We start from the raw sequence: 22,777 nt of genomic DNA, 5'->3' as shown, positions 1-22,777 counted from the left end.
ATTAATGCTTAATTTTTGATGCTAATAGGTAGATAACTGCCATTCGTATTGCAACACCATTTTGTACCTGTTCTAAAATGATTGATTGTTTGGAATCAGCCACATCACTAGTAATTTCAACACCTCTATTAATTGGCCCAGGATGCATAATGGTAATTTCTTTATCTAAAGAATCTAAAAACTCTTTATTAACACCATATTGCTGAGTATATTCTCTGGTTGTTGGAAAATAGCTTATATCCATTCTTTCATTTTGAACGCGCAACATATTTGCCACATCACACCAGTTCAATGCTTTTCTTAAATCTAATTCAACCTTAACACCTAACTTATCTATATATTTAGGAATCAGAGTTTTTGGTCCGCAAACCATTACATTTGCACCTTGAAGTTGTAAGGCAAAAATATTTGATAAAGCTACGCGACTATGTAAAATATCTCCAACAATTACAATATTTCTACCTTTAACTTCTCCATATTTTTCTCTTATAGAATAAGAATCCAATAAAGCTTGCGTTGGATGTTCATGTGCGCCGTCTCCAGCATTTACAATACTTGCTTTTACATGCTTTGATAAAAATACACCTGCTCCTGGATTTGGATGCCTCATAACAACCATGTCAACTTTCATTGATAAGATATTGTTAACCGTATCAATAAGTGTTTCTCCTTTTTTTACAGATGATTGTGCAGAAGAAAAATTAATGACATCTGCTGACAACCTTTTTTCTGCCAGTTCAAACGATAGCCTTGTTCTGGTAGAATTTTCAAAAAATAAATTGGCAATTGTAATATCTCTGAGTGAAGGAACTTTTTTAATCGGTCTATTGATCACTTCTTTAAAGTGGTCGGCAGTTTCAAAAATAAGTTGAATATCTTGTTTGTTAAGATATTTGATTCCTAATAAGTGATTCACACTTAACTCGCTCATGGGTCATTATTTATTTATTAAGTAAACCGAGTCCTCTCCGTCATTTTCAACCCAATTTACTTTTACTTTTTCATCATTTATTACATCTACCTGCCTGCCTCTGTAATCTGGTTGAATAGGTAAATGCCTGCTAAAACGTCTGTCAATTAGTGTTAATAGCTCTATTTCATTTGGCCTTCCAAATGATTGTATCGCAGTTAATGCTGCTCTAATACTTCTTCCTGTATAAAGTACATCGTCAATAAATACAACAGTTTTATTTTCTACAATGAAGTTTATAAGGGTTGAATTGGCTTCTAAAGGCTTATCTCCTCTTCTAAAATCATCTCTAAAGAAAGTGATATCTAAAAACCCTAACTGTATGTCTTTAACTTTATAATCGTCTTTTAAAATTTTAGCAATTCTATTCGCTAAAAAAACGCCACGAGGCTGCAATCCGATTAAAACGGTATTTGAAAAGTCGTTATGTTTTTCAATAAGTTGACAAGCCAATCGGTGAAGAATGATGTTTACCTCTTTTTCGTTAAGTAAAACTTTTTGACTCATATACTATCCAAACGTATCTGGAATACAAATGTAATGTAAAAATTTAAAAATATTAGGTTAAATATTAGTTTAAAAACTGGTTAAATAAAAAAAGCCTTCAATTTCTTGAAGGCTTCTAATTTATAAAGATTGAGAATTAAAAAATAATCAAATTATTTTTTAGTTTTTTTCCCATCCATTTTATCTTTAAGAGCTTGTAAAGCTTCGTTAGCATCACCAATAGTTGGTTTAGCTTCAGCAGCTTGATCAGCTACTTTTTTAGCAGCAGCTTTAACATTAGCTATTTCTTCAGCTTTAAATATTGCTGTATGAGAAGCTACTACACGTTTAAACTCTTTATTGAATTCAATGATTTTAAATTCAGCAGATTCTCCTTTTTTAAGTTTTTTACCGTCTTCTTTTTCAAGGTGACGAGTAGGAACAAATGCTACAATATCTTCGTTAAATTCAACTGTTGCACCTTTATCAACGATATCAGTGATTTCAGCTGTATGAACTGTATCCAAAGCGAAGTCTGTTTCATAAACATCCCAAGGATTTTCAGTGGTTTGTTTGTGACCTAAGCTTAATTTACGTCCTTCAACATCTAATTCTAATACAACAACATCTAATTTGTCGCCAACAGCACAAAATTCACTTGGATGCTTAATCTTCTTAGTCCAAGATAAATCAGAAATATAAATTAATCCGTCAATACCTTCTTCTAATTCAACAAACACACCAAAGTTTGTAAAGTTACGAACCACACCAACATGTTTAGAACCTACTGGATATTTACCAGTAATATCTGTCCATGGATCTGGAGTAATTTGTTTGATACCAAGTGACATTTTACGCTCTTCTCTATCTAAAGTTAAGATGATTGCTTCAACTTCGTCTCCAACAGAAACGAAATCTTGTGCTGAACGTAAGTGAGTTGACCATGACATTTCTGATACGTGAATTAAACCTTCAACACCATCAGCAACTTCAATAAATGCACCGTAATCTGCGATAACAACCACTTTTCCTTTTACTTTATCTCCAACTTTTACAGTATCGGCTAAAGCTTCCCAAGGATGTTTGCTTAATTGTTTTAATCCTAATTGGATTCTAGATTTGTTTTCATCAAAATCAAGAATTACAACATTAAGTTTTTGATCAAGTTCAACGATTTCATTTGGATGATTGATTCTAGACCAAGATAAGTCTGTAATGTGAATTAAACCATCAACACCACCAAGATCAATAAATACACCATAAGAAGTTACGTTTTTAACAACTCCTTCTAGTACTTGACCCTTTTCTAATTGACCAATGATTTCTTTCTTTTGTTCTTCAATATCAGCTTCAATTAAAGCTTTATGAGAAACTACTACGTTTTTGAATTCGTGGTTAATTTTCACAACTTTAAACTCCATAGTTTTATTTACAAATTGATCGTAATCTCTAATTGGTTTCACATCAATTTGAGAACCTGGTAAGAATGCTTCGATGCCGAATACATCTACAATCATACCACCTTTAGTTCTACATTTAACAAAACCATTAACGATTTCACCAGATTCATGAGCCGCATTAACACGATCCCATGCTTTAATTACTCTAGCTTTTCTGTGAGATAATACTAACTGTCCAGTTGCATCTTCACGTACGTCAATTAATACTTCTACTTTGTCCCCAACTTTTAAGTTAGGATTGTAACGAAATTCGTTTAAAGAGATTACACCTTCAGATTTTGCGTTAATGTCAATAATAGCATCACGATCTGTAATGTGAACTACTTTTCCAATAACAACTTCATCATTAAGAGTGTCAACGAAATTTTCTGCTACTAATTTTTCAAATTCTTTAAGCTGTTTGTCATCAACTTCATCAATACCTTCTTGGTAATTGTGCCAGTTAAAATCTTTTAAGAATTTTTCGGGATTTGCTTGAGCTTCAGATACTACTGGAACTTCTACAGTTGCTGCTTCAACAGCCTCAACTTCAGCTTGTTTTGCTTTTTCAGCCATGTGCTGATTAAATTTTTGTATTCTGTATGTTACGGAAGATTTAAGCGATAAACACACAGAAGTGTTGTTATTTTTTAGTTTCATTCCTTTTCTCTTTCCATCAATTCGCTAAAAGGAGTGCAAAAATATATATTCTTAGCTTAATTACCTAATAATGAATGAATAAATTAATGTGACTTTAAATACCTTTTTGTGTCAAAAATTTTTAAAAATCAAACTTAACTATTGATTAACAATTATAATTAAGAAAATTATTAACTTAGTATAACTAAATTAACACTTAAAAAAGTAAAAATTATGACAATGAAAGCAAAGTACCAAGCAGTTTTAGATTTAGGTGAAACCTTAAGTATTAAAGATGGTAATGTTACCGAAGAAAACGGTGTGTTAAAAGTTAAAGGAATGACTCAAACACAGTATGAAAAAGATTTGCTTTGGGATAAAATAAAAGAAATTGGTGGTGAAAAACCATCTGATATTTTGGCTAACATTACAGTCGCAGATACAAGTTTATACCACAAGCATACTGTGAAAAGCGGTGAAACTTTAGGTAAAATAGCTAAGCATTATTACAAAAATGCTGCTAAATACAAAGAAATATTTGAAGCTAATACTAATATTTTAAAGAATCCTGATTTAATCCATCTGGGTCAAGAATTAATTATTCCTAATCTATAACATTATAATTAGATTTTTAAACTTAAAAAGGCAATCATTTTGATTGCTTTTTTTGTTTCATTTTAATTTAAAATTAAAGATACTAACCCATTGTGCATTTTGAATAAAATTTGTCACCTCTGTAAATGTTAACTAATTCGAGGACAAAATTAAAGAATACTTAGTTTTGTTTTATGAGAAATGACATTCAATCGTGTTCAATAAAACAAAACGCACAACGGGTATTGTAAAGTTAATCTGATAATTAATGGCTTTTAACTAAAAATCATTCAAAAAGGTGTTATTTAAATTTAAATAAAATATATTTGATAAGCCGACCAGATTTACTTAATAATAAATGAATTAATATTTTATTTAAATAACCTTTTTATCATGAAAAAAACTACACTATTATTTTTATTTACAACTTTAAGTTTTTTAACTTATTCACAAGAAGTTACACTTTTTGATTTTGGTTCTAATACTTACCTAACAGCAGGTAATTGGAACAATATTACCGATGCTACTTTAACTGGTTCTAATGTTTTAATTGATGACCAAGGAACCTTTACCGGTGAAACACTCACAATTACAGATGCATTTGACGATGATCCGGGTGAATTAGGCACAACATCTCCCGATGGAAGCTTACCTTTTCCTAGTTCTTCAACAATAGATTTTTTCTTTGGAGAAGATCAACCTTTTAATGCTGGAACACTAAGTACCGAACCAACAGGAGGATTTACCTTGTCTGGTCTGGAAGCTGGGAAATATTATTCTTTTAAAATTTTTGCGTCTAGAGCGGGAGTTAGTGAAAATAGAGAAACATTATATACTATTACAGGTAATTCTGGCGACCAAACAGCAACTTTAAACCCATCGGGAAATACTTCAAATGTGGCAGCCATATATAATGTACAACCTGATATCAATGGTGAAATCATTATTGATGTGAGAAAAGGATTGAATAATGTAAATGCAACTGGTTTTTACTATTTAGGTGCTATTGAGATGACTAAAACAGATATGGCTTTATCAGCAGATAGTTTTAGCTTTAACGGTTTAGTAAACATTTATCCTAATCCATCTTCAAAATATATTAACATAAGTTACAGCCTAAAAGAAGCTGCCAAAGTTAAAATGAGTATATACAACATTAATGGTAAAGCTGTAAAAACAATTTTAAATGAAAAAAAATCTGTTGGTAGTTTTATTGAAACATGGGACAGATCTAATGTAGCTTCTGGATTATATATTTTAGAAATTGATGCAGATGGAAGAAAATATAACTCTAAAATAGTTTTAGAATAAACATTTACACATTATATTCAAACAAAAAAGGCAATCTAAACGATTGCCTTTTTTGTTTATTATCTTTTCAGCACAGCATTAACCAAATCGAGAATGGTCTTGAATTGCTCATCTAACGACATATTAGAATTATCAATTTCAATGGCATCATTCGCTTTGTATAATGGAGAATCTTCTCTTGTAGAATCTAAATAATCGCGTTCCTGAACATTTTGAAGAACGTCTTGATAAGTCACATTCTCACCTTTAGCTTTCAGCTCATTATATCTTCTTAAAGCTCTAGTTTCAGCAGAAGCTGTCATAAATAATTTTAATTCAGCATCCGGGAAAACAACAGTACCAATATCGCGTCCATCCATTACAATACCTTTTTCTTCTCCCATTTTATGTTGCTGCCTAACTAATTGTTGTCTTACTTGAGGAATGGCAGAAACTTTACTAACATAATTTGAGACTTCTAAAGTTCTAATTTCTTTTTCAACGTTAATTCCATTTAAATAAACTTCGGCAAAGCCTAAATCCTTATTGAATTTAAAACTCACAGAGACATTATCTAGCTTTGATATAAGTTCTTCTACATTAAAATTGTTTTCGTCAATCAACCCATTACTCATTGCAAAATAAGTAACAGCTCTATACATAGCTCCAGAATCAATATAAACATACCCTAAATGTTTAGCAAGTTGTTTAGCTACTGTACTTTTTCCTGTTGAAGAAAACCCATCTATGGCAATTGTTATTTTTTTATGACTCATATTTATTGTAAATCTATTTGCAATCCAAAAAAGTTTGAATTGGCTGCGCTTGTATATTTAGCATGCGTATAACTAAATCGCATTTTATTAAGTTTTATTGAAAAACCTGCAGATAACCCTGAAAAATTACGTTGATCCACAATACGCAATTCTTCTGCTCTTCTAAAATTATATCCTAAACGAATATTAAAGCCTCCTTCAGGAAACAATTCTGCTCCTAAAATGGCATGTCTTATCACTTTTCCTAAAAAACCAACTTTTTCTGGTGTTTGGTTGCCTGACAAATCTGAAGTTACACGTGCAGGATTTGAAACTGCTATTGGCCATTCCTGTAAATTCTCAAGAGTAATATGCCAACGAATTGGTACATTTTCTAAGCGTTGAGACATTCCAAAATCAATTTCAAATGGTAAAGGTTCATTTAATCCAGCATAGGTCGTTATTTGAGTTCCAAGATTTCTCAAAACCAAAGCTGCACGAAAATCTAAATCTTCATTGATATAAAGCAAGCCTAAATCTGTTGCAACTCCTAATGAATTATATTGCTCTAATTTTGAAGTAATAAATTTTAAATTAGCTCCAAAATAAAAATCACTATGCCCTATTTGCAATGCATAACCAAATGACAATGCTGCTTCATTTCCTGTAAAAGTACCTGTAGAAACTCCATTTTCATCATATCCATCAAAAGTTCCATAATTTATATAAGTTATTCCAGCATGAAAAGTTTGTGTTCTTCTATCAACAGTATATGCGTATGAAGCCGTACCATAACTAATACCACCTAAATAACTTGTGTAATTTAATGCCAACTGATTATCCATATCAGGATTTATAGTTGCTGGATTATAGAGTCCTTGAGCAACATCGTAATCTACATTAGTGAGAACTTTACCACCAAGTGCTGCCTGACGAGGTGATGAAACCAAATTTAAAAATTGATAGGTAGATTCACCTCCAACTTGGGCATTGGTTGCAACACTAATTAACAAACAAAAAAAAGTGATAATTCTCTTCAACATATAGAGCGCAAAGTAACTAAATCTATCTTAGAACGAAAGCAGCTTGTAAATATTTTAAATCATAAAAAACCTCGAAGTAAATCGAGGTTTAAAAATTATAATGTCTTAGCGTTTTGAACCTTTTGATTGGTGAGTGCTATTTTAATAACATCACTCATATCTGTTACATAATGAAACGTTAATCCTTTTAAATACTCAGGCTTAATTTCTTCAATATCGCTTCGGTTATCTTCACAAAGTAAAATCTCTTTAATTCTGGCACGTTTTGCTGCCAAAATCTTTTCTTTTATTCCTCCAACAGGAAGCACTTTTCCACGTAAAGTAATCTCACCAGTCATAGCTAGGCTTTTCTTTACTTTTCTTTGGGTAAATAAAGACACTAAAGATGTTAACATGGTTACACCTGCACTTGGTCCATCTTTTGGTGTAGCTCCTTCTGGTACGTGAATATGCACGTTATAAGAATCAAATACCGTTGGATTAATTCCAAAATCTTCTGCATTTGATTTTATATATTCCATAGCTATGGTGGCAGATTCTTTCATGACAGTTCCAAGGTTTCCTGTTATTGTCATGGTCCCTTTTCCTTTTGACAAAATTGATTCAATGAATAAAATATCACCACCAACACGCGTCCAAGCTAAACCTGTAACCACACCGGCAACGTTATTATTTTCATATTTATCGCGTTCTAACTTTGGTCCACCTAAAACCTCAACAATGTCTTCATTTGATATTTTGACATTATAGGTTTCTTCCATGGCTATATTTTTTGCAGCATATCTAACCATTTTTGCTATTTGCTTTTCTAAGCTTCTAACACCAGATTCTCGTGTATAGCCTTCAACAATTTTTTCTAATTGAGACTTTGCTATTTTTAAATCATCTTCACTTAAACCATGCTCTTTTAATTGCTTTGGAAGTAAATGACGTTTGGCAATTTCCACCTTTTCTTCAATGGTATAGCCTGTAACATTGATTATTTCCATTCTGTCTAACAATGCTGGCTGAATAGTTGACAAACTATTACATGTTGCTATGAACATAACTTTAGATAGGTCGTAACCCATTTCCAAAAAGTTATCATAAAACTCATTATTTTGTTCTGGATCAAGCACTTCTAACATCGCAGAAGATGGATCGCCTTGATGTGAATTTGAAAGTTTATCAATTTCATCTAAAACAAAAACCGGATTGGATTTTCCAGCCTTTTTAATACTCTGTACAATACGACCTGGCATAGCACCAATATAGGTTTTTCTATGACCTCTTATCTCTGCTTCATCACGTAAACCACCTAACGACATTCGCACATATTCTCTCCCTAAAGCTTCTGCAATAGACTTTCCTAAAGATGTTTTACCAACACCCGGAGGGCCATATAAACACAGAATTGGAGATTTCATGTCATTTCTCAATTTTAAAACTGCCAGATGTTCTATGATTCTTTTCTTAACATCTTCCAAACCAAAATGATCTCTATCCAGAATTCTTCTAGCTCGTTTTAAATCAAATTTATCTTTGCTAAACTCATCCCAAGGCAAATCTAAAAACAGATCTAGATAATTTCTTTGAATGGAATATTCTGCAACCTGAGGATTCATTCGCTGCATTTTAGCTAACTCCTTTTCAAAATGAGATTCAACTTTTTCATTCCATTTTTTAGTTTTGGAACGGATACGCATTTCCTCAATTTCCTCGTCATGACTTACACCACCAAGTTCTTCTTGAATGGTTTTCATTTGTTGATGAAGAAAATATTCGCGCTGTTGTTGACTCATATCCATTTGAACTTTGGACTGGATATCATTTTTAAGTTCCAATTTCTGAAACTCAACATTCATAAATTTAAGAGTTTCTAAAGCACGTTTTTTTAAGTCGTTTATTTCTAAAAGACTTTGTTTTTCTGCAACTGAAAGATTCATGTTTGACGAAACAAAATTTATCAAAAATGAATTGCTTTCTATGTTTTTTATAGCAAAAGAAGCTTCACTTGGAATATTTGGACTGTCTTTTATAATTTGAAGCGCCAAGTCTTTTATAGAATCAATGATAGCAACAAACTCTTTATTGCTCATTGCAGGTCTTGCCTCAGGAATTTCTCTGATTGTAGCATTCATGTAAGGCTCTTCAGTAATAACTTCAGCAACTTTAAAGCGCTTTTTACCTTGAATAATAACTGTTACGTTTCCATCGGGCATTTTTAAAACACGTAAAATTCTTGCTACTGTACCAGTTTCATGAATATCTTTAGCAGTTGGATCTTCAATAGATTCGTCTTTTTGAGCCACTACACCGATAACCTTGTTTCCTTTATTGGCATCGTTTATCAGTTTAATTGACTTATCTCTTCCAGCTGTAATTGGAATAACTACTCCAGGAAAAAGCACCGTATTTCTTAAAGGCAATATTGGTAAAATCTCGGGCAAAACTTCTTTATTTATTTCTTCTTCATCTTCGGGTGTCATCAAAGGAATTAATTCTGAATTCTCATCAAACTCTTGGAATGACAAACTGTCAAGACTTATAAAATTAGATTTCTTCATATATGTTTTCAGGTCAATATGTCATTAAAACTCTATTGATACTATTTTGTTTTTTTTATTAAAAATAATAAATTATTGAATATCAAATATTTAATATGTATTTTAGATATTCTTTCATCTAATAATTTCAATAGCTATGCCATACTCAAATATGAAATAATAAAAAATTGGATTATACGGTAAATCTTACAATATATAGTTTTATATTTGTAATATTAATCTTAAAAGCACTATGATGAAATTAAATCAATTCCTACTTTTTACGTTATGTTTAACCTTTTTTGCTTGTAGTACTGAATCTACAGATACTCCAGAAGAAGAAAACCCAGCTGATAATACTTTATTGAAGAAAATAATTTACAACAAAGGAACAGTTGACGAATATTCAGAGACTTATAACTATAATGGCAACAAATTAATAAGTGTTGTTGGAACTGATGGTAGTGAAGAATGGAAAAATGTTTATACCTATGACGATAATGACAATTTAATTAAAGACGATTATTTTGATGCAGACGGACATATAGCTTCTGTCGTATTAGAGTATAATTCCGAAAATAAAATTGCTACATATACTGAAACTTTTCTTGAGTCTTCTGGATTAGGTGATCGTAAATATAAAAGCGTTTTCACTTATAACAATGACGGTACTTTAACCAATAAAGTTTATGTGAGTTATTCTAATTCTGATTTTGAATTAGGCTGGACTGAAACAATTACTCTAAACGGAAAAAATATTGCAGAAATAGCTGATGATGAAGGTTATAAAATATCATATGGGTATGATGACAAAAATGGCATGTTTAAAAACATTCATGCCATTGAAGTACTTAATATCTTAAGTGAAAATGAATTTGGGGCCTATATTTATGGAAACACCAATAATATTGTTAGTTATGTAGAAAGTGATACTAGTATTAGTGGCAACTATAATGATAAATATGAGTACACTTATAACGAAAAAAATTATCCAAAAACTTGTATATATACATCTCAATATGGTAATGGATATGAAGATATTGAAACCATAGAATTTTTCTACGAATAATTACAGAAACAAATCCATTAAAAAGGGCTGATTTAAAATATAAATTAGCCCTTTTTAATTTTACATCTTCCCTACTTTCTTCAAAACAAAAAGCAGAACAATTGGGATTGCCAATAAAATAATCATCAATAAATTTTCTTTAAATAACCAAGAAGCTAAAATTAAAGTTATAATATAACCTCCAATGGCACCACCAAAATGAGCATCGTGCCCAATATTGCCGATTCTATTTTTCATTCCGTAAATCGAGTATAATAAATATCCTATTCCAAAAACATAAGCAGGTATTGGAATTGGTATAAAAAAGATGTACAAACTCATTCCTGGTTGCAATAAAATGGCTGAGTAAATAATTCCCATTACTGCACCACTGGCACCAACAGCACTATAATGATATTCATCTTTATGAAAGTATAATGACAGTAAACTACCTAATATTAAACTACCGACATAAATAATTACAAAACTTAAAACACCTAAGTCACCAATAACAACACTTGCAAAAAAGTATAATGAAAACATATTAAAAAACAAGTGGGCATTATCTGCATGTAAAAACCCCGAACTAAATATTCTAAACTGTTCACCTCTTCTAATAGCACCAACATTGAATTTATATTTTTCAAAAAAACCAAAATCACTAAATCCTTTATAAGATATTATAACATTGGCAGCAATAATAATTATGGTAACTAAATCTAATTTGCTCATGTGGTTTAAACGTTTAAATAATTTATAACATATATTTGTTGTTGCAAATTTAAAATTAATTAATGCAATTTCTTGTTTACATTCTAGTTTATCCTTTTTTGTGGATTATTTCAATTCTTTCTTTTAGATTATTGTATCTTTTTTCAGACTGCATATATGTATTGATGTATTATGTTATTGGGTATAGAAGAAAAACAGTTGATGATAATCTTAGACTTGTATTTCCTGATAAAACAGAAACTGAAATTGTTCAAATTAGAAAAAAATTCTATCATCATTTATGTGATATGTTTTTAGAAATGGCTAAGACTATGAGCATTTCTGAAAATGAATTAAAAAGACGATTTAAAATTATTAATCCAGAAGAGTTTAAACGTTTAGAATCATTAAATAAAAGCATCATTCTCATATTTGGGCATTACGCGAGTTGGGAATGGTCTATTGTTATTCAAAACTATATTAATTTTAAAGGGTTGGCAGTATACAAAAAGCTTGCAAACCCGTATTTTGATAAATTAGTGCGAGCAATTAGGTCGAAATTCAACACTTCACTTATTAGTACCAAAGAAACTATATCTTATATTAATAATCTAGAAAGCAATGGTATAAAAAGTATTACGGGATTTATAAGTGACCAATCTCCAAAAGTTTCAGCCGATGTATATTGGAATGATTTTATGGGAATACATGTGCCGTGTTTTACTGGAGCAGAACGATTAGCAAAAAAATTAGATTTTACTACCGCTTATTTAAAAGTAACAAAAGTAAAACGTGGATTCTATGAAGCAGAAGTTATAACACTTGCAGAAAACTCTTTAGAATATCCTGATTACAAATTAACAGATATATTTCTACGTGAAGTTGAAAAACAAATTTATGAAGCTCCTGAATATTATTTTTGGACGCATAAACGTTGGAAACATCGTGAAAAACTTGCTAAACAATAAACTGATTATCAATGAAAATCTCAAGCATTCTGTTTATTCCATTAAAAATTAAACCTTTAAAGAACCTCGAAACCCCCTAGCAGCATAATAAGATTCTGCGCCATTGTGATAAATAAAAACATTTCCATAACGGAAATCTGCAAAAACAGCACCACCTTGTTTTCTTATATCCGAAGGCGTTTTTAACCAACTGGATGTTTTAGTATCAAAATCACCAAGTGTCTGTAGTTGCCTGTATTGCTCTTCATTTAAAATTTCAATGCCCATACCAGCAGCCATATCAATGGCATTATTTTTTGGTTTAAATTGTTTTCTTGCTTCTAATGCTTCACGATCGTAACAAACACTTCTTCGTTCTTTAGGGCTTTCCGTGGAGCAATCACAAAATACATATTCGCTTGTATTCTTATCAAAACCAATAACATCTGGTTCACCGCCCGTTTTTTCCATTTCGTTTAGTGACCAAAATTTTTCGGTGTCCCCTTCTATCTTCATTTTAACTTCAGCCCATTTAAGACCTTCATGCCTATTCATGTTGTTCTCAAAGCGAGACTTTAATACTTCTAATAGTCTTGTTTTTTGTTCTGTTGACAATTCCTTTGTTTTATTCATAGTCTTGCTATTTTAAAGTGAGTTCGATTTATTGAAAGTTGCAAATCAGATGATTACATCTTTTTTTTTAGCGAATTTTGTCATTTCGAACGAAGAATGAGGAGAAATCTCATTCTACTGAGATGTCTCGTCGCTCATGCTTCACTCTGTCGACATGACAAATAATTAAATATCAGAATTTTACATGAAAATATTTTATTGGAATTTATATCGAACTCACGTTATTTTATCTTAATTTTCATTAGCAATCACACCAATCTCCGAAATAAACTTATCAGCTAAACTATCCGCTTCTTGTTGCGATTTTGCTTCGGTATAAATTCTAATAATAGGTTCTGTATTGCTTTTACGAAGGTGAACCCAACTTTCATAAAAATCAATTTTAACGCCATCAATGGTTGTTAATTGTTCGTTTTGATAACGGTTTTCCATTGCTTTTAAAATAGCATCAACATCTAAATTAGGAGTCAATTCTATTTTCTTTTTACTCATAAAATAGTTAGGATAGGTTTTTCTAAGTTCACTCACTTTCATTTGCTTATCAGCCAACAAACTTAAAAACAAAGCTACACCAACAAGAGCATCCCTACCATAATGAGATTCTGGATATATAATTCCCCCATTTCCTTCTCCTCCAATCACAACTTTATTTTTCTTCATTAATTTAACTACATTCACTTCACCAACAGCGCTTGCTTCATAAGTTCCTCCGTATTTTTCGGTAACATCTCTTAAAGCTCTTGTTGAACTCATATTGCTAACTGTATTTCCAGGTGTTCTACTCAAAACATAATCAGCACAGGCAACCAATGTATATTCTTCTCCAAACATTTCTCCATTTTCATCCATAAAAGCCAATCTATCTACATCTGGATCTACAACAATTCCAAAATCAGCATGTTCTTTTACCACTTTTTCCGATAAGTCTGTTAAATGCTCTTTTAAAGGTTCTGGATTATGAGGAAACTGACCATTTGGTTCACAATATAATTTCACAACATGAACTCCTAAACGGTCTAAAAGCAATGGAATAGCAATTCCTCCGGTAGAATTCACACCATCTACGACCACTTTAAATCTAGCCTCTTCAATAGCTTTAACATTAACAAGTTGCAAATCCAAAACTTCAATAATATGCAAATCTATATAGGCTTTGTTTTTTGTAATCTTTCCTAAACTATCTACATCTGCAAATAACATGTTATCACTTTCTGCAATTTCTAAAATTTTTGCACCTTCAACATCGTCTAAAAACTCTCCCTTAGCATTTAAAAGCTTTAAAGCATTCCATTGTTTTGGATTATGACTTGCTGTAAGTATAATACCTCCATCTGCATGTTCCATTGGAACCGCTAATTCAACTGTTGGCGTAGTGGAAAGCCCTAAATCAACCACGTGAATTCCAAGTCCAACTAAGGTATTCATAACCAAATTCTGAATCATTTCTCCAGAAATTCTGGCATCTCTACCCACAACGACTTTATAGTCTTCTTTGTCGCGTTGCTGCTTGATCCAAACCCCATAAGCCGATGCAAATTTAACTGCATCAATAGGTGTTAAATTATCACCTACTTGCCCTCCAATGGTACCTCTAATTCCTGAAATTGATTTTATTAGTGTCATATTTGAATGTTATTTTTAACAAACCTACATATTTTTTCTAGCTTACATTTTAATATTTAATAAAAAATATTTAAACGAATAATTTAAAGTTAAAGTACAAAACATCCATTTGAATTTGTAAATTTCGCAAATGAATTACTTAGCTCACATATATCTTTCAGGAGATAATGACCTTGTTACCATTGGCAATTTTATTGCAGATGGAATTAAAGGAAAAGATTATGAATATTATCCTAAAGAAATTCAAATAGGTATTTTATTGCACAGAAATATTGATACGTTTACTGATGCACATAAAACTGTTAGAAAAAGTACCAAACGATTGCATGAAAAATACAGTCATTATTCAGGGATTATTGTTGATATGCTTTACGATCATTTTTTGGCCAAAAACTGGAGTAAATACTGTGATATCCCTTTAGAAGCATATGCTGAATCATTTTATTATTCCTTAGAAACCCATTATGAAGTTTTGCCAATGCGAATTCAAAAAATGATGCCTTATATGTTAACCGATAACTGGTTGGTGAGTTATGCGTCAATTGATGGAATAACTAGAGCATTAGAAGGCATGAACAGGAGAACAAAAAACAAATCAAGTATGAATGAAGCTGTAAACGAACTTGAAGAATTTTATGATGATTTTGAAAATGAATTCACTCACTTTTTTGATGAACTTATTGAATTTTCAAAAGATAAATTAAAAGAAATAGAATGTAAAATCAACCACTAATGAAAAACACTTTTAATGTATTATTACTAATATTATTATGCCTTTCTTGTAACACAACCAAAACTGAAGTTAAAAAAATCAATAAAAGAGGTTTAATTTCAAATCATGGTATGGTAGTTTCTGCTCGGGTTGAAGCTTCACAAATTGGAGTAGATATTTTAAAAAAAGGGGGCAATGCTTTCGACGCTATGGCTGCAACTGGATTAGCTTTAGCTGTAGCATATCCGTTTGCTGGAAATCTTGGTGGTGGTGGGTTTATGGTTTACAGAAAAGCTAATGGTGATATTGGTGGTATTGATTATAGAGAAAAAGCCCCTTTAACAGCAACAAAAAACATGTATTTAGATGAAAACGGTGAAGTTATCCCTAATAAAAGCACATTAGGTTCTTTAGCTGTTGGAGTTCCAGGGAGCATTGCAGGAATTTTTGAAGTGCATGAAAGATTTGGAAACTTACCAATGAAAGATATTCTTGAACCTGTAATTGCACTTGCTTCTAAAGGTGTAGTTGTTACTAAAAATCAAGCAAATAGATTTAATAATTATCAAAATCAGTTTCGTTTAGTGAATAAAGATTCTTTATTGTTTTACAAGGTTTGGAAAGAAAATGACACCATTAAATACCCCGCTTTAGCAAAAACTTTAGAACGTATTTTAAAAAATGGTAAGGATGAATTTTATAAAGGGAAAACCGCTAAAATATTGGTTAAATTTTTACAAGAAAATGGAGGTATTATAACTGAAGAGGATTTAGCAAACTACACAGCAAAATGGCGAACACCAATTGCTTTTAATTACGACAATTTAAAAATTATTTCCATGGCTCCTCCTTCAAGCGGTGGTATTTGTTTAGCCCAAATTATGAAAATGATAGAACCATATGATCTATCAAAATATGGCGCAAATTCATTAAAATCGATTCAGGTAATCACTGAAGCTGAAAGAAGAGCCTATGCCGACAGAAGCTATTATTTAGGTGACCCTGATTTTGTTTCAATTCCAACCGATGAACTTATAAGCAATACTTATTTAAAATCAAGAATGTCTGATTTCTCTTTTGAAAAAGCAACATCATCAGCAGATGTTTCTCATGGGAATATAGAAGTTGTTGAAAGTAATGAAACAACTCATTATTCAATTGTCGATCAATTTGGAAATGCTGTTTCAGTAACAACTACATTAAATGGAGCTTATGGATCAAAATTATATTGCTCAGAACTTGGCTTTTTCTTAAACAATGAAATGGATGATTTTAGCAGCAAACCAGGAGTCCCTAATATGTTTGGGCTGATTGGTGCTGAAGCTAATAGCATTGCTCCAGAAAAACGTATGTTAAGTTCAATGACACCAACCATTGTTGAAAAAAAAGGAAAATTATTTATGTCTGTTGGAACGCCTGGCGGTTCAACAATTATTACATCGGTGCTTCAAACCATATTAAATGTTCATGAGTATAACATGTCTATGCAAGAAGCTGTTGATGCTCCTAGATTTCATCATCAATGGTTGCCAGATGTTATTCAAATGGAGCCAAATTCCTTTGACAAAAATCTAATTATCCAACTTCAAAATAAAGGTTATATCATCAATGAAAAAGATTCACCAGTAATTGGTAAGGTAGACGGAATCATGGTTTTAACCGATAAAACGTTAGAAGGTGGTGCGGATCATCGAGGTGATGATACGGCTGTCGGTTTTTAAGGTTTTTATTCTATCTAATCAATTCTATTTAATAATTTAGCCTTGATTTTTAGATTATTACCCATAATTCTCTGTTAACCTATTTCATGAAAACCAAAAAGATTTTCAAAATAATTACTGGTGTTATTGTATTTTTAACATTACCCAGCATATTATTTTTTGGTTTCATATTTTTTAAATACAACGAAGATTTTCCAATTGGAGTTCAAGGACAAGAAGCCGAAAATTTAGCTCATAAAATGCTTGATGCTTTAGATTATGATGCTTATAAAAACACCAATTATATTGAATGGACCTTTAAAAAACTCCATCATTATAAATGGAAAAAATCCAGTAATACATGCTCTGTTTTTTGGGAAGACAATAAAGTTGATTTAAACCTAAACAATAGTTCATTAAATAAAGCTTACTTACACGGGTTTAAGGTTGAAGGAGACATAGGTGAAAATCTCATAAAAAAAGCCATATCTTATTTTAACAATGACTCTTTTTGGCTGGTTGCCCCATATAAAGTATTTGATTATGGAACTGAAAGGCGCTTAGTTACACTTGAAGATGGCAGTAAAGGATTACTGGTAACATTTACAAAAGATGGTACAACTCCAGGTGATTCCTATTTATGGATTCTTGATGAAAATGGTTTTCCCGTAAGTTTTAAAATGTTTACTTCAGTACTTCCTATTCAAGGGCTAGAATCTTCATGGTCAAATTGGACTACTACAGAAAGTGGATTAAAACTACCCACTTTCCATAAAATATTATTCTTAGGAATTGAAATTACTAATATTAAAGGAACTAATTGAAGTCATCCCTTGCCAAAATATTATTCTATAGTCACCTCGAACGCATGTGAGAGGTCGCATTATAATGGATGCATGTTTTTTTTGAGTTCACTGTGTGATGTCTCATTTCATTCGACATGACTAAGGCTAAACTACTTGGTTTTTTAATGTTTCCCATTTAGGATTAAATTCTGAAATCAGTTTGTTTTTCTTTTCCCTTCTCCACTTTTTGAGACCCTTTTCTCTTTCTATAGCTTCTTTGGGATATTGAAAACCTTCATAATACACTAAAAAAATGCAGTTATATTTTCCTGCAAAAGATTTTTTTCATTTTGACTGTCAAAATAATGTTGTGATAATCTTTTTTGAATATTATTTGTAACGCCAATATACAGCTTAAGTTTGTTATTCATTAGTTAAAATATAAACGAAATAATTATATAGCATTAGGAATTGAAATTACTAATATTAAAGCTACTAAATAAGTTTATTAACATTAATGCATAAACACAGTAAAAGTTAACTACCTATGTGATGTCCCATCATGTTCGACATGACTAACAATAGATAGTTTAACTTGATTTTTGCCCAACAAATTGCTGTGTTTTTAATTTGAACAACACATTAAAGGTTGTTAAACTACCATAACTTCTAGTAATGTATTGTTGCAAATCTATCTTTTCCTGTTCATCTAAATTACTCGAGTTTATTTTTTGTTCCATTACTCTCAAACGGTCACGCACCATAGTAATTTTATGAAAAAAAGTGTCAATTGGAATTTCACTTGCCTTTAAGCTGGTATCTCCAGGTTCGAGAATTAACTTCCCTCCTTTCCATTTATCAGCAATTGGAACAATTTCAGTCACATCACTCCATTTTTTCAATATTTCTGTAAGACTTCTTTCTACATCAAAAAAACTAACGGTATCAACTTCATTTTCAGCAGATTCAATAATTTCAAACTCACTGTCTAAATCAATGGTTTCTAATCCGTTTTCAATAAAAGTCACCCAATAATGCTTAGAAGATACATTTGTGATTACTCCTTTTCCATATTCTGAATGATTAATTCGAGAACCTATTCCTAGTAGTTTCATATTTACCTTTAATTAATTTCACATAACAATTATAATAAATCTAACAGTATTGACAATTAAAAATTAGCACTAAAATTGTAACTTTGCACTTTTGCGAATTTATGAGCCAATTTGATGATTGTATTGAGGTACAAGGTGCACGTGTACACAACCTTAAAAATATTGATGTTACAATTCCAAGAGAAAAGCTGGTTGTTATTACTGGCTTATCTGGAAGTGGCAAATCATCATTGGCTTTTGATACCATTTATGCTGAAGGACAGCGACGTTATATTGAAACCTTTTCTGCGTATGCCAGACAATTTTTAGGGGGTTTAGAGCGACCAGATGTCGATAAAATTGATGGCCTTTCGCCAGTAATTGCTATTGAGCAAAAAACAACCAGTAAATCACCGCGTTCTACAGTTGGTACCATTACAGAAATATACGACTTTTTACGTTTATTATATGCTCGTGCATCTGATGCTTATAGCTATAATACGGGCGAAAAGATGGTAAGTTATAATGATGCTCAAATTAAAGAGCTTATTATAAGCAATTTTAAAGGCAAACGTATTAACATATTGGCTCCAGTAGTTCGTTCACGAAAAGGACATTACAGAGAGTTATTTGAGCAAATTGCAAAACAAGGTTTTGTAAAAGTTAGAACCGATGGAGAAATTCATGATCTCACCAAGGGCATGAAACTAGACAGGTACAAAACACATGACATTGAAATTGTAATTGACAGATTAGTTATTGATGACTCGAATGAAAATGACAAACGTTTAAATGAGTCTATCAATACGGCCATGTATCATGGTGAAGATGTTTTAATGGTTATAGATCAAGACTCTAAGGAAACAAGGTATTTTAGCAGGAATTTAATGTGTCCTTCTTCTGGTATTTCTTACCCTAATCCCGAACCAAATAATTTTTCGTTTAACTCCCCAAAAGGTGCTTGCCCAAATTGTAATGGTATTGGTTCCTTGCATCAAGTGAATGAAAGAAAAATTGTTCCAGACGATTCGTTATCTATAAAAAATGGTGCTTTAGCACCACATGGACCAGAAAAAAATAGCTGGATATTTAAACAACTTGAAATTATAGCACAACGCTTTAATTTTAAATTAACCGACTCTTATAAAAGTATTCCACAAGAAGCTAAACATATGATTTTATATGGTGGCAACGAAAAATTTTCAGTTGAAAGTAAAATTTTAGGTGTAACCAGAGATTATAAAATTGATTTTGAAGGCGTTGCTAATTTTATTGAAAACCAATACAAAACAGCCGAATCGACTTCTTTAAAAAGATGGGCCAAAGATTATATGGATAAAATTATTTGTCCAGAATGCAATGGTTCAAGACTTAAAAAAGAATCATTATATTTTAAAGTTAATGATAAAAATATTGCTGATTTAGCTAACACAGATATTATTGAACTCTCTAAATGGTTTCATGATTTACATAACCATCTATCTGAAAAACAGTTCAAAATTTCAGAAGAAATCATTAAAGAGATTAATGCGAGATTGAAGTTTTTATTAGATGTTGGATTAAACTACTTAACCTTAAACAGAAGTTCAAAATCATTGTCTGGCGGTGAAGCACAACGCATTCGTTTGGCAACTCAAATTGGTTCTCAACTGGTTGGTGTACTCTATATTTTAGATGAACCAAGCATTGGATTGCATCAGCGCGATAATGAAAAACTTATCGATTCACTTATTTCTTTAAGGGATATTGGCAATTCTGTCATCGTTGTAGAGCACGACAAAGACATGATTGAGCGTGCAGATTATGTAATTGATATTGGCCCGAAAGCAGGAAAACATGGAGGTGAAATTATTAGTATTGGTACACCAGATGAGTTAAAAACACATCACACACTAACAGCAGATTACCTAAACGGAACTAAAAAAATAGAAATCCCAAAAAAACGCAGAAAAGGAAATGGAAATGCCATCTCTCTAAAAGGTTGCACCGGGAATAATTTAAAAAATGTATCCGTATCTTTTCCTTTAGGAAAAATGATTGGAGTAACAGGCGTGTCTGGAAGTGGTAAATCCACTTTAATAAACGAAACCCTTTATCCTATTTTAAATGCCCATTATTTTAATGGTGTAAAAAAACCAATGCCTTATAAAAGTATTGACGGTTTAAAACATATCGATAAAGTTATTGATGTAAACCAATCCCCAATTGGAAGAACTCCAAGAAGTAATCCTGTAACTTACACCGGAACATTTAGTGAAATAAGAAGTCTGTTTGCTAAAATACCTGAGGCCATGATTCGTGGTTATAAAGCCGGTAGATTTAGTTTTAATGTAGCTGGAGGACGTTGTGAAACATGTCAAGGAGGAGGTTTACGAGTGATAGAAATGAATTTCCTTCCGGATGTTTATGTGGAATGTGAAACATGCCAAGGCAAAAGATTTAATAGAGAAACCCTTGAAATTCGCTACAAAGGAAAATCTATCAGCGACGTTTTAGACATGACTATTAGTGATGCCGTTGAATTTTTCGAGCATATTCCTAAAATACATAATAAACTAAAAACTATAGAAGATGTTGGTTTAGGGTATATTACATTAGGTCAACAAAGTACTACCCTTTCTGGTGGAGAAGCGCAACGAATCAAGTTAGCCACAGAGTTAAGTAAACGAGACACAGGAAATACCTTTTATATTTTAGATGAACCTACTACAGGTTTACATTTTGAAGATATTAGAGTGTTAATGCATGTATTAAATAAATTGGTTGACAAAGGAAATACCGTTTTAATTATTGAACACAATTTAGATGTTATAAAAACCGTTGACCATATTATTGATATTGGATATGAAGGCGGAAAAGGTGGCGGACAAATTATTGTAGAAGGCACTCCAGAAGAAGTAATTAAGCACAAAAAAAGCTATACAGCACAGTTCCTTAAAAAAGAATTAAATTAGCAAGTTTTAAATAATTTTTATATGAGACAAGAACTACATCCAAAAGGATGGAATGAAATAAAAACAAACGACTCATGGGCTATTTTTAAAATCATGGGCGAGTTTGTAAGTGGGTTTGAAAAAATGAGTAAAATTGGTCCTTGTGTATCAATTTTTGGATCAGCAAGAACCAAACCTGATAACAAGTATTATCAATTAGCAGAAAAAATAGCTAAAAAAATTGTAGAATCTGGTTATGGTGTAATAACCGGTGGCGGTCCAGGTATCATGGAAGCTGGTAATAAAGGAGCTCATTTGGGTGGAGGAACATCAGTAGGTTTAAATATTGAATTACCTTTTGAACAACATGACAATCCTTATATTGATAGTGATAAAAGTCTTGATTTTGATTATTTCTTCGTTAGAAAAGTTATGTTTGTTAAATATTCACAAGGCTTTGTTGTAATGCCAGGAGGTTTTGGAACTCTTGATGAATTATTTGAAGCCATCACACTAATACAAACTCATAAAATTGAAAAATTTCCCATTATTTTGGTCGGTAAAGAATTTTGGGAAGGTCTTTTTGATTGGGTTAAACAAAAACTTTTAAAAGAATTTGGTAATATAAGTGAGAAAGATTTAGATTTAATCCACATAGTAGACACTGAAAATGAAGTGATTGAGATTTTAGATGCATTTTATAAAGAATCAGATTTTAGTCCAAATTTTTAGTATTTATTCCTTTTTAAATGTTACATAAACAAATTATAAATTTACTATATTGACGAACCAACCTACCAAAGCTATTAACCTTAATGTTTATTAAATAAATTGAAATTCAAATTATTAA

21 protein-coding genes are annotated in these 22,777 nt (G+C 31.5%); 9 read left to right on the top strand and 12 right to left on the bottom strand.

From position 1 onward, the window contains the following. Position 1: 1 nt before the first annotated feature. The 3 genes from V8G69_RS09775 to rpsA form a co-directional block, all read right to left on the bottom strand. Positions 2-931, bottom strand: a complete 930-nt coding sequence (locus V8G69_RS09775) for an aspartate carbamoyltransferase catalytic subunit (RefSeq protein WP_394881683.1) — start codon at positions 929-931, stop codon at positions 2-4. A gap of 6 nt (positions 932-937) precedes the next feature. After that, the gene (pyrR, locus tag V8G69_RS09770; protein ID WP_394881682.1) at positions 938-1,477 is read right to left on the bottom strand and encodes a bifunctional pyr operon transcriptional regulator/uracil phosphoribosyltransferase PyrR; all 540 of its coding nucleotides are present in this window, start codon (positions 1,475-1,477) and stop codon (positions 938-940) included. Positions 1,478-1,629: 152 nt separating this feature from the next. After that, positions 1,630-3,471, bottom strand: a complete 1,842-nt coding sequence (rpsA, locus tag V8G69_RS09765) for a 30S ribosomal protein S1 (RefSeq protein ID WP_394881888.1) — start codon at positions 3,469-3,471, stop codon at positions 1,630-1,632. 297 nt (positions 3,472-3,768) lie between these two features. Between rpsA and V8G69_RS09760 the strand changes: the two genes are divergently transcribed. Then, positions 3,769-4,149 carry a LysM peptidoglycan-binding domain-containing protein gene (locus tag V8G69_RS09760; RefSeq protein ID WP_394881681.1) on the top strand — a complete coding sequence of 127 codons (381 nt, stop codon included), beginning with the start codon at positions 3,769-3,771 and terminating at the stop codon, positions 4,147-4,149. Positions 4,150-4,521: 372 nt separating this feature from the next. Continuing rightward, on the top strand, positions 4,522-5,439 hold the full coding sequence (locus V8G69_RS09755; RefSeq protein WP_394881679.1) for a T9SS type A sorting domain-containing protein: 918 nt from the start codon (positions 4,522-4,524) through the stop codon (positions 5,437-5,439). 59 nt (positions 5,440-5,498) lie between these two features. Here V8G69_RS09755 and cmk read toward each other — a convergent pair whose 3' ends face one another. The 3 genes from cmk to lon form a co-directional block, all read right to left on the bottom strand. Beyond that, entirely contained in the window at positions 5,499-6,194 is a 696-nt protein-coding gene (gene cmk, locus V8G69_RS09750; protein ID WP_394881678.1) for a (d)CMP kinase, read from the bottom strand. A gap of 2 nt (positions 6,195-6,196) precedes the next feature. Then, positions 6,197-7,216, bottom strand: a complete 1,020-nt coding sequence (gene porQ, locus V8G69_RS09745) for a type IX secretion system protein PorQ (RefSeq protein ID WP_394881677.1) — start codon at positions 7,214-7,216, stop codon at positions 6,197-6,199. A gap of 95 nt (positions 7,217-7,311) precedes the next feature. Then, the gene (gene lon, locus V8G69_RS09740; RefSeq protein ID WP_394881675.1) at positions 7,312-9,762 is read right to left on the bottom strand and encodes an endopeptidase La; all 2,451 of its coding nucleotides are present in this window, start codon (positions 9,760-9,762) and stop codon (positions 7,312-7,314) included. A gap of 235 nt (positions 9,763-9,997) precedes the next feature. On the opposite strand from lon, the gene V8G69_RS09735 reads away from it, so the two are divergent. After that, positions 9,998-10,810, top strand: a complete 813-nt coding sequence (locus V8G69_RS09735) for a hypothetical protein (protein ID WP_394881674.1) — start codon at positions 9,998-10,000, stop codon at positions 10,808-10,810. A gap of 60 nt (positions 10,811-10,870) precedes the next feature. On the opposite strand, the gene V8G69_RS09730 is transcribed toward V8G69_RS09735, so the two are convergent. Continuing rightward, entirely contained in the window at positions 10,871-11,521 is a 651-nt protein-coding gene (locus tag V8G69_RS09730; protein WP_394881673.1) for a rhomboid family intramembrane serine protease, read from the bottom strand. A gap of 62 nt (positions 11,522-11,583) precedes the next feature. On the opposite strand from V8G69_RS09730, the gene V8G69_RS09725 reads away from it, so the two are divergent. Continuing rightward, on the top strand, positions 11,584-12,468 hold the full coding sequence (locus tag V8G69_RS09725; protein WP_394881672.1) for a lysophospholipid acyltransferase family protein: 885 nt from the start codon (positions 11,584-11,586) through the stop codon (positions 12,466-12,468). 48 nt (positions 12,469-12,516) lie between these two features. On the opposite strand, the gene V8G69_RS09720 is transcribed toward V8G69_RS09725, so the two are convergent. Both V8G69_RS09720 and glmM read right to left on the bottom strand, forming a co-directional pair. Continuing rightward, positions 12,517-13,080 (bottom strand): DUF4256 domain-containing protein, encoded by a 564-nt coding sequence (locus V8G69_RS09720; RefSeq protein ID WP_394881671.1) that lies wholly within the window; start codon positions 13,078-13,080, stop codon positions 12,517-12,519. 231 nt (positions 13,081-13,311) lie between these two features. Next, complete coding sequence (gene glmM, locus V8G69_RS09715; protein ID WP_394881669.1) at positions 13,312-14,703, bottom strand: phosphoglucosamine mutase; 1,392 nt, start codon at positions 14,701-14,703, stop codon at positions 13,312-13,314. Positions 14,704-14,833: 130 nt separating this feature from the next. On the opposite strand from glmM, the gene V8G69_RS09710 reads away from it, so the two are divergent. From V8G69_RS09710 to V8G69_RS09700, 3 genes are all read left to right on the top strand, one after another. Continuing rightward, on the top strand, positions 14,834-15,436 hold the full coding sequence (locus tag V8G69_RS09710; RefSeq protein ID WP_394881668.1) for an ACP phosphodiesterase: 603 nt from the start codon (positions 14,834-14,836) through the stop codon (positions 15,434-15,436). Then, complete coding sequence (gene ggt / locus V8G69_RS09705; protein WP_394881667.1) at positions 15,436-17,136, top strand: gamma-glutamyltransferase; 1,701 nt, start codon at positions 15,436-15,438, stop codon at positions 17,134-17,136. Before V8G69_RS09710 ends, ggt begins: the two co-directional genes overlap by 1 nt. An 86-nt stretch (positions 17,137-17,222) precedes the next feature. Continuing rightward, complete coding sequence (locus V8G69_RS09700) at positions 17,223-17,939, top strand: hypothetical protein (protein ID WP_394881666.1); 717 nt, start codon at positions 17,223-17,225, stop codon at positions 17,937-17,939. Positions 17,940-18,065: 126 nt separating this feature from the next. Here the strand turns inward: V8G69_RS09700 and V8G69_RS09695 are convergent, their stop codons facing one another. The 3 genes from V8G69_RS09695 to V8G69_RS09685 all read right to left on the bottom strand — a co-directional run bounded on the left by V8G69_RS09695 (position 18,066) and on the right by V8G69_RS09685 (position 19,015). Next, on the bottom strand, positions 18,066-18,215 hold the full coding sequence (locus V8G69_RS09695; protein WP_394881887.1) for a hypothetical protein: 150 nt from the start codon (positions 18,213-18,215) through the stop codon (positions 18,066-18,068). Continuing rightward, entirely contained in the window at positions 18,206-18,331 is a 126-nt protein-coding gene (locus V8G69_RS09690) for a GIY-YIG nuclease family protein (RefSeq protein ID WP_394881665.1), read from the bottom strand. The genes V8G69_RS09695 and V8G69_RS09690 overlap by 10 nt, the downstream gene beginning before the upstream one ends. A 159-nt stretch (positions 18,332-18,490) precedes the next feature. After that, the gene (locus V8G69_RS09685; RefSeq protein ID WP_394881664.1) at positions 18,491-19,015 is read right to left on the bottom strand and encodes a hypothetical protein; all 525 of its coding nucleotides are present in this window, start codon (positions 19,013-19,015) and stop codon (positions 18,491-18,493) included. 101 nt (positions 19,016-19,116) lie between these two features. Between V8G69_RS09685 and uvrA the strand changes: the two genes are divergently transcribed. Both uvrA and V8G69_RS09675 read left to right on the top strand, forming a co-directional pair. After that, positions 19,117-21,948: an excinuclease ABC subunit UvrA gene (uvrA, locus tag V8G69_RS09680; RefSeq protein ID WP_394881663.1), complete on the top strand. Its 2,832-nt coding sequence runs from the start codon at positions 19,117-19,119 to the stop codon at positions 21,946-21,948. A 21-nt stretch (positions 21,949-21,969) separates the two neighbouring features. Then, positions 21,970-22,659 carry a TIGR00730 family Rossman fold protein gene (locus V8G69_RS09675; RefSeq protein ID WP_394881661.1) on the top strand — a complete coding sequence of 230 codons (690 nt, stop codon included), beginning with the start codon at positions 21,970-21,972 and terminating at the stop codon, positions 22,657-22,659. Positions 22,660-22,777 lie beyond the last annotated feature (118 nt).

Source organism: Gaetbulibacter sp. M235, assembly GCF_043876835.1.
In the GTDB taxonomy this organism is placed as follows: Bacteria; Bacteroidota; Bacteroidia; order Flavobacteriales; family Flavobacteriaceae; genus Yeosuana.
Note: the sequence above shows the minus strand (reverse complement) of the source record. Positions and strands in the feature narration are given on the sequence as shown.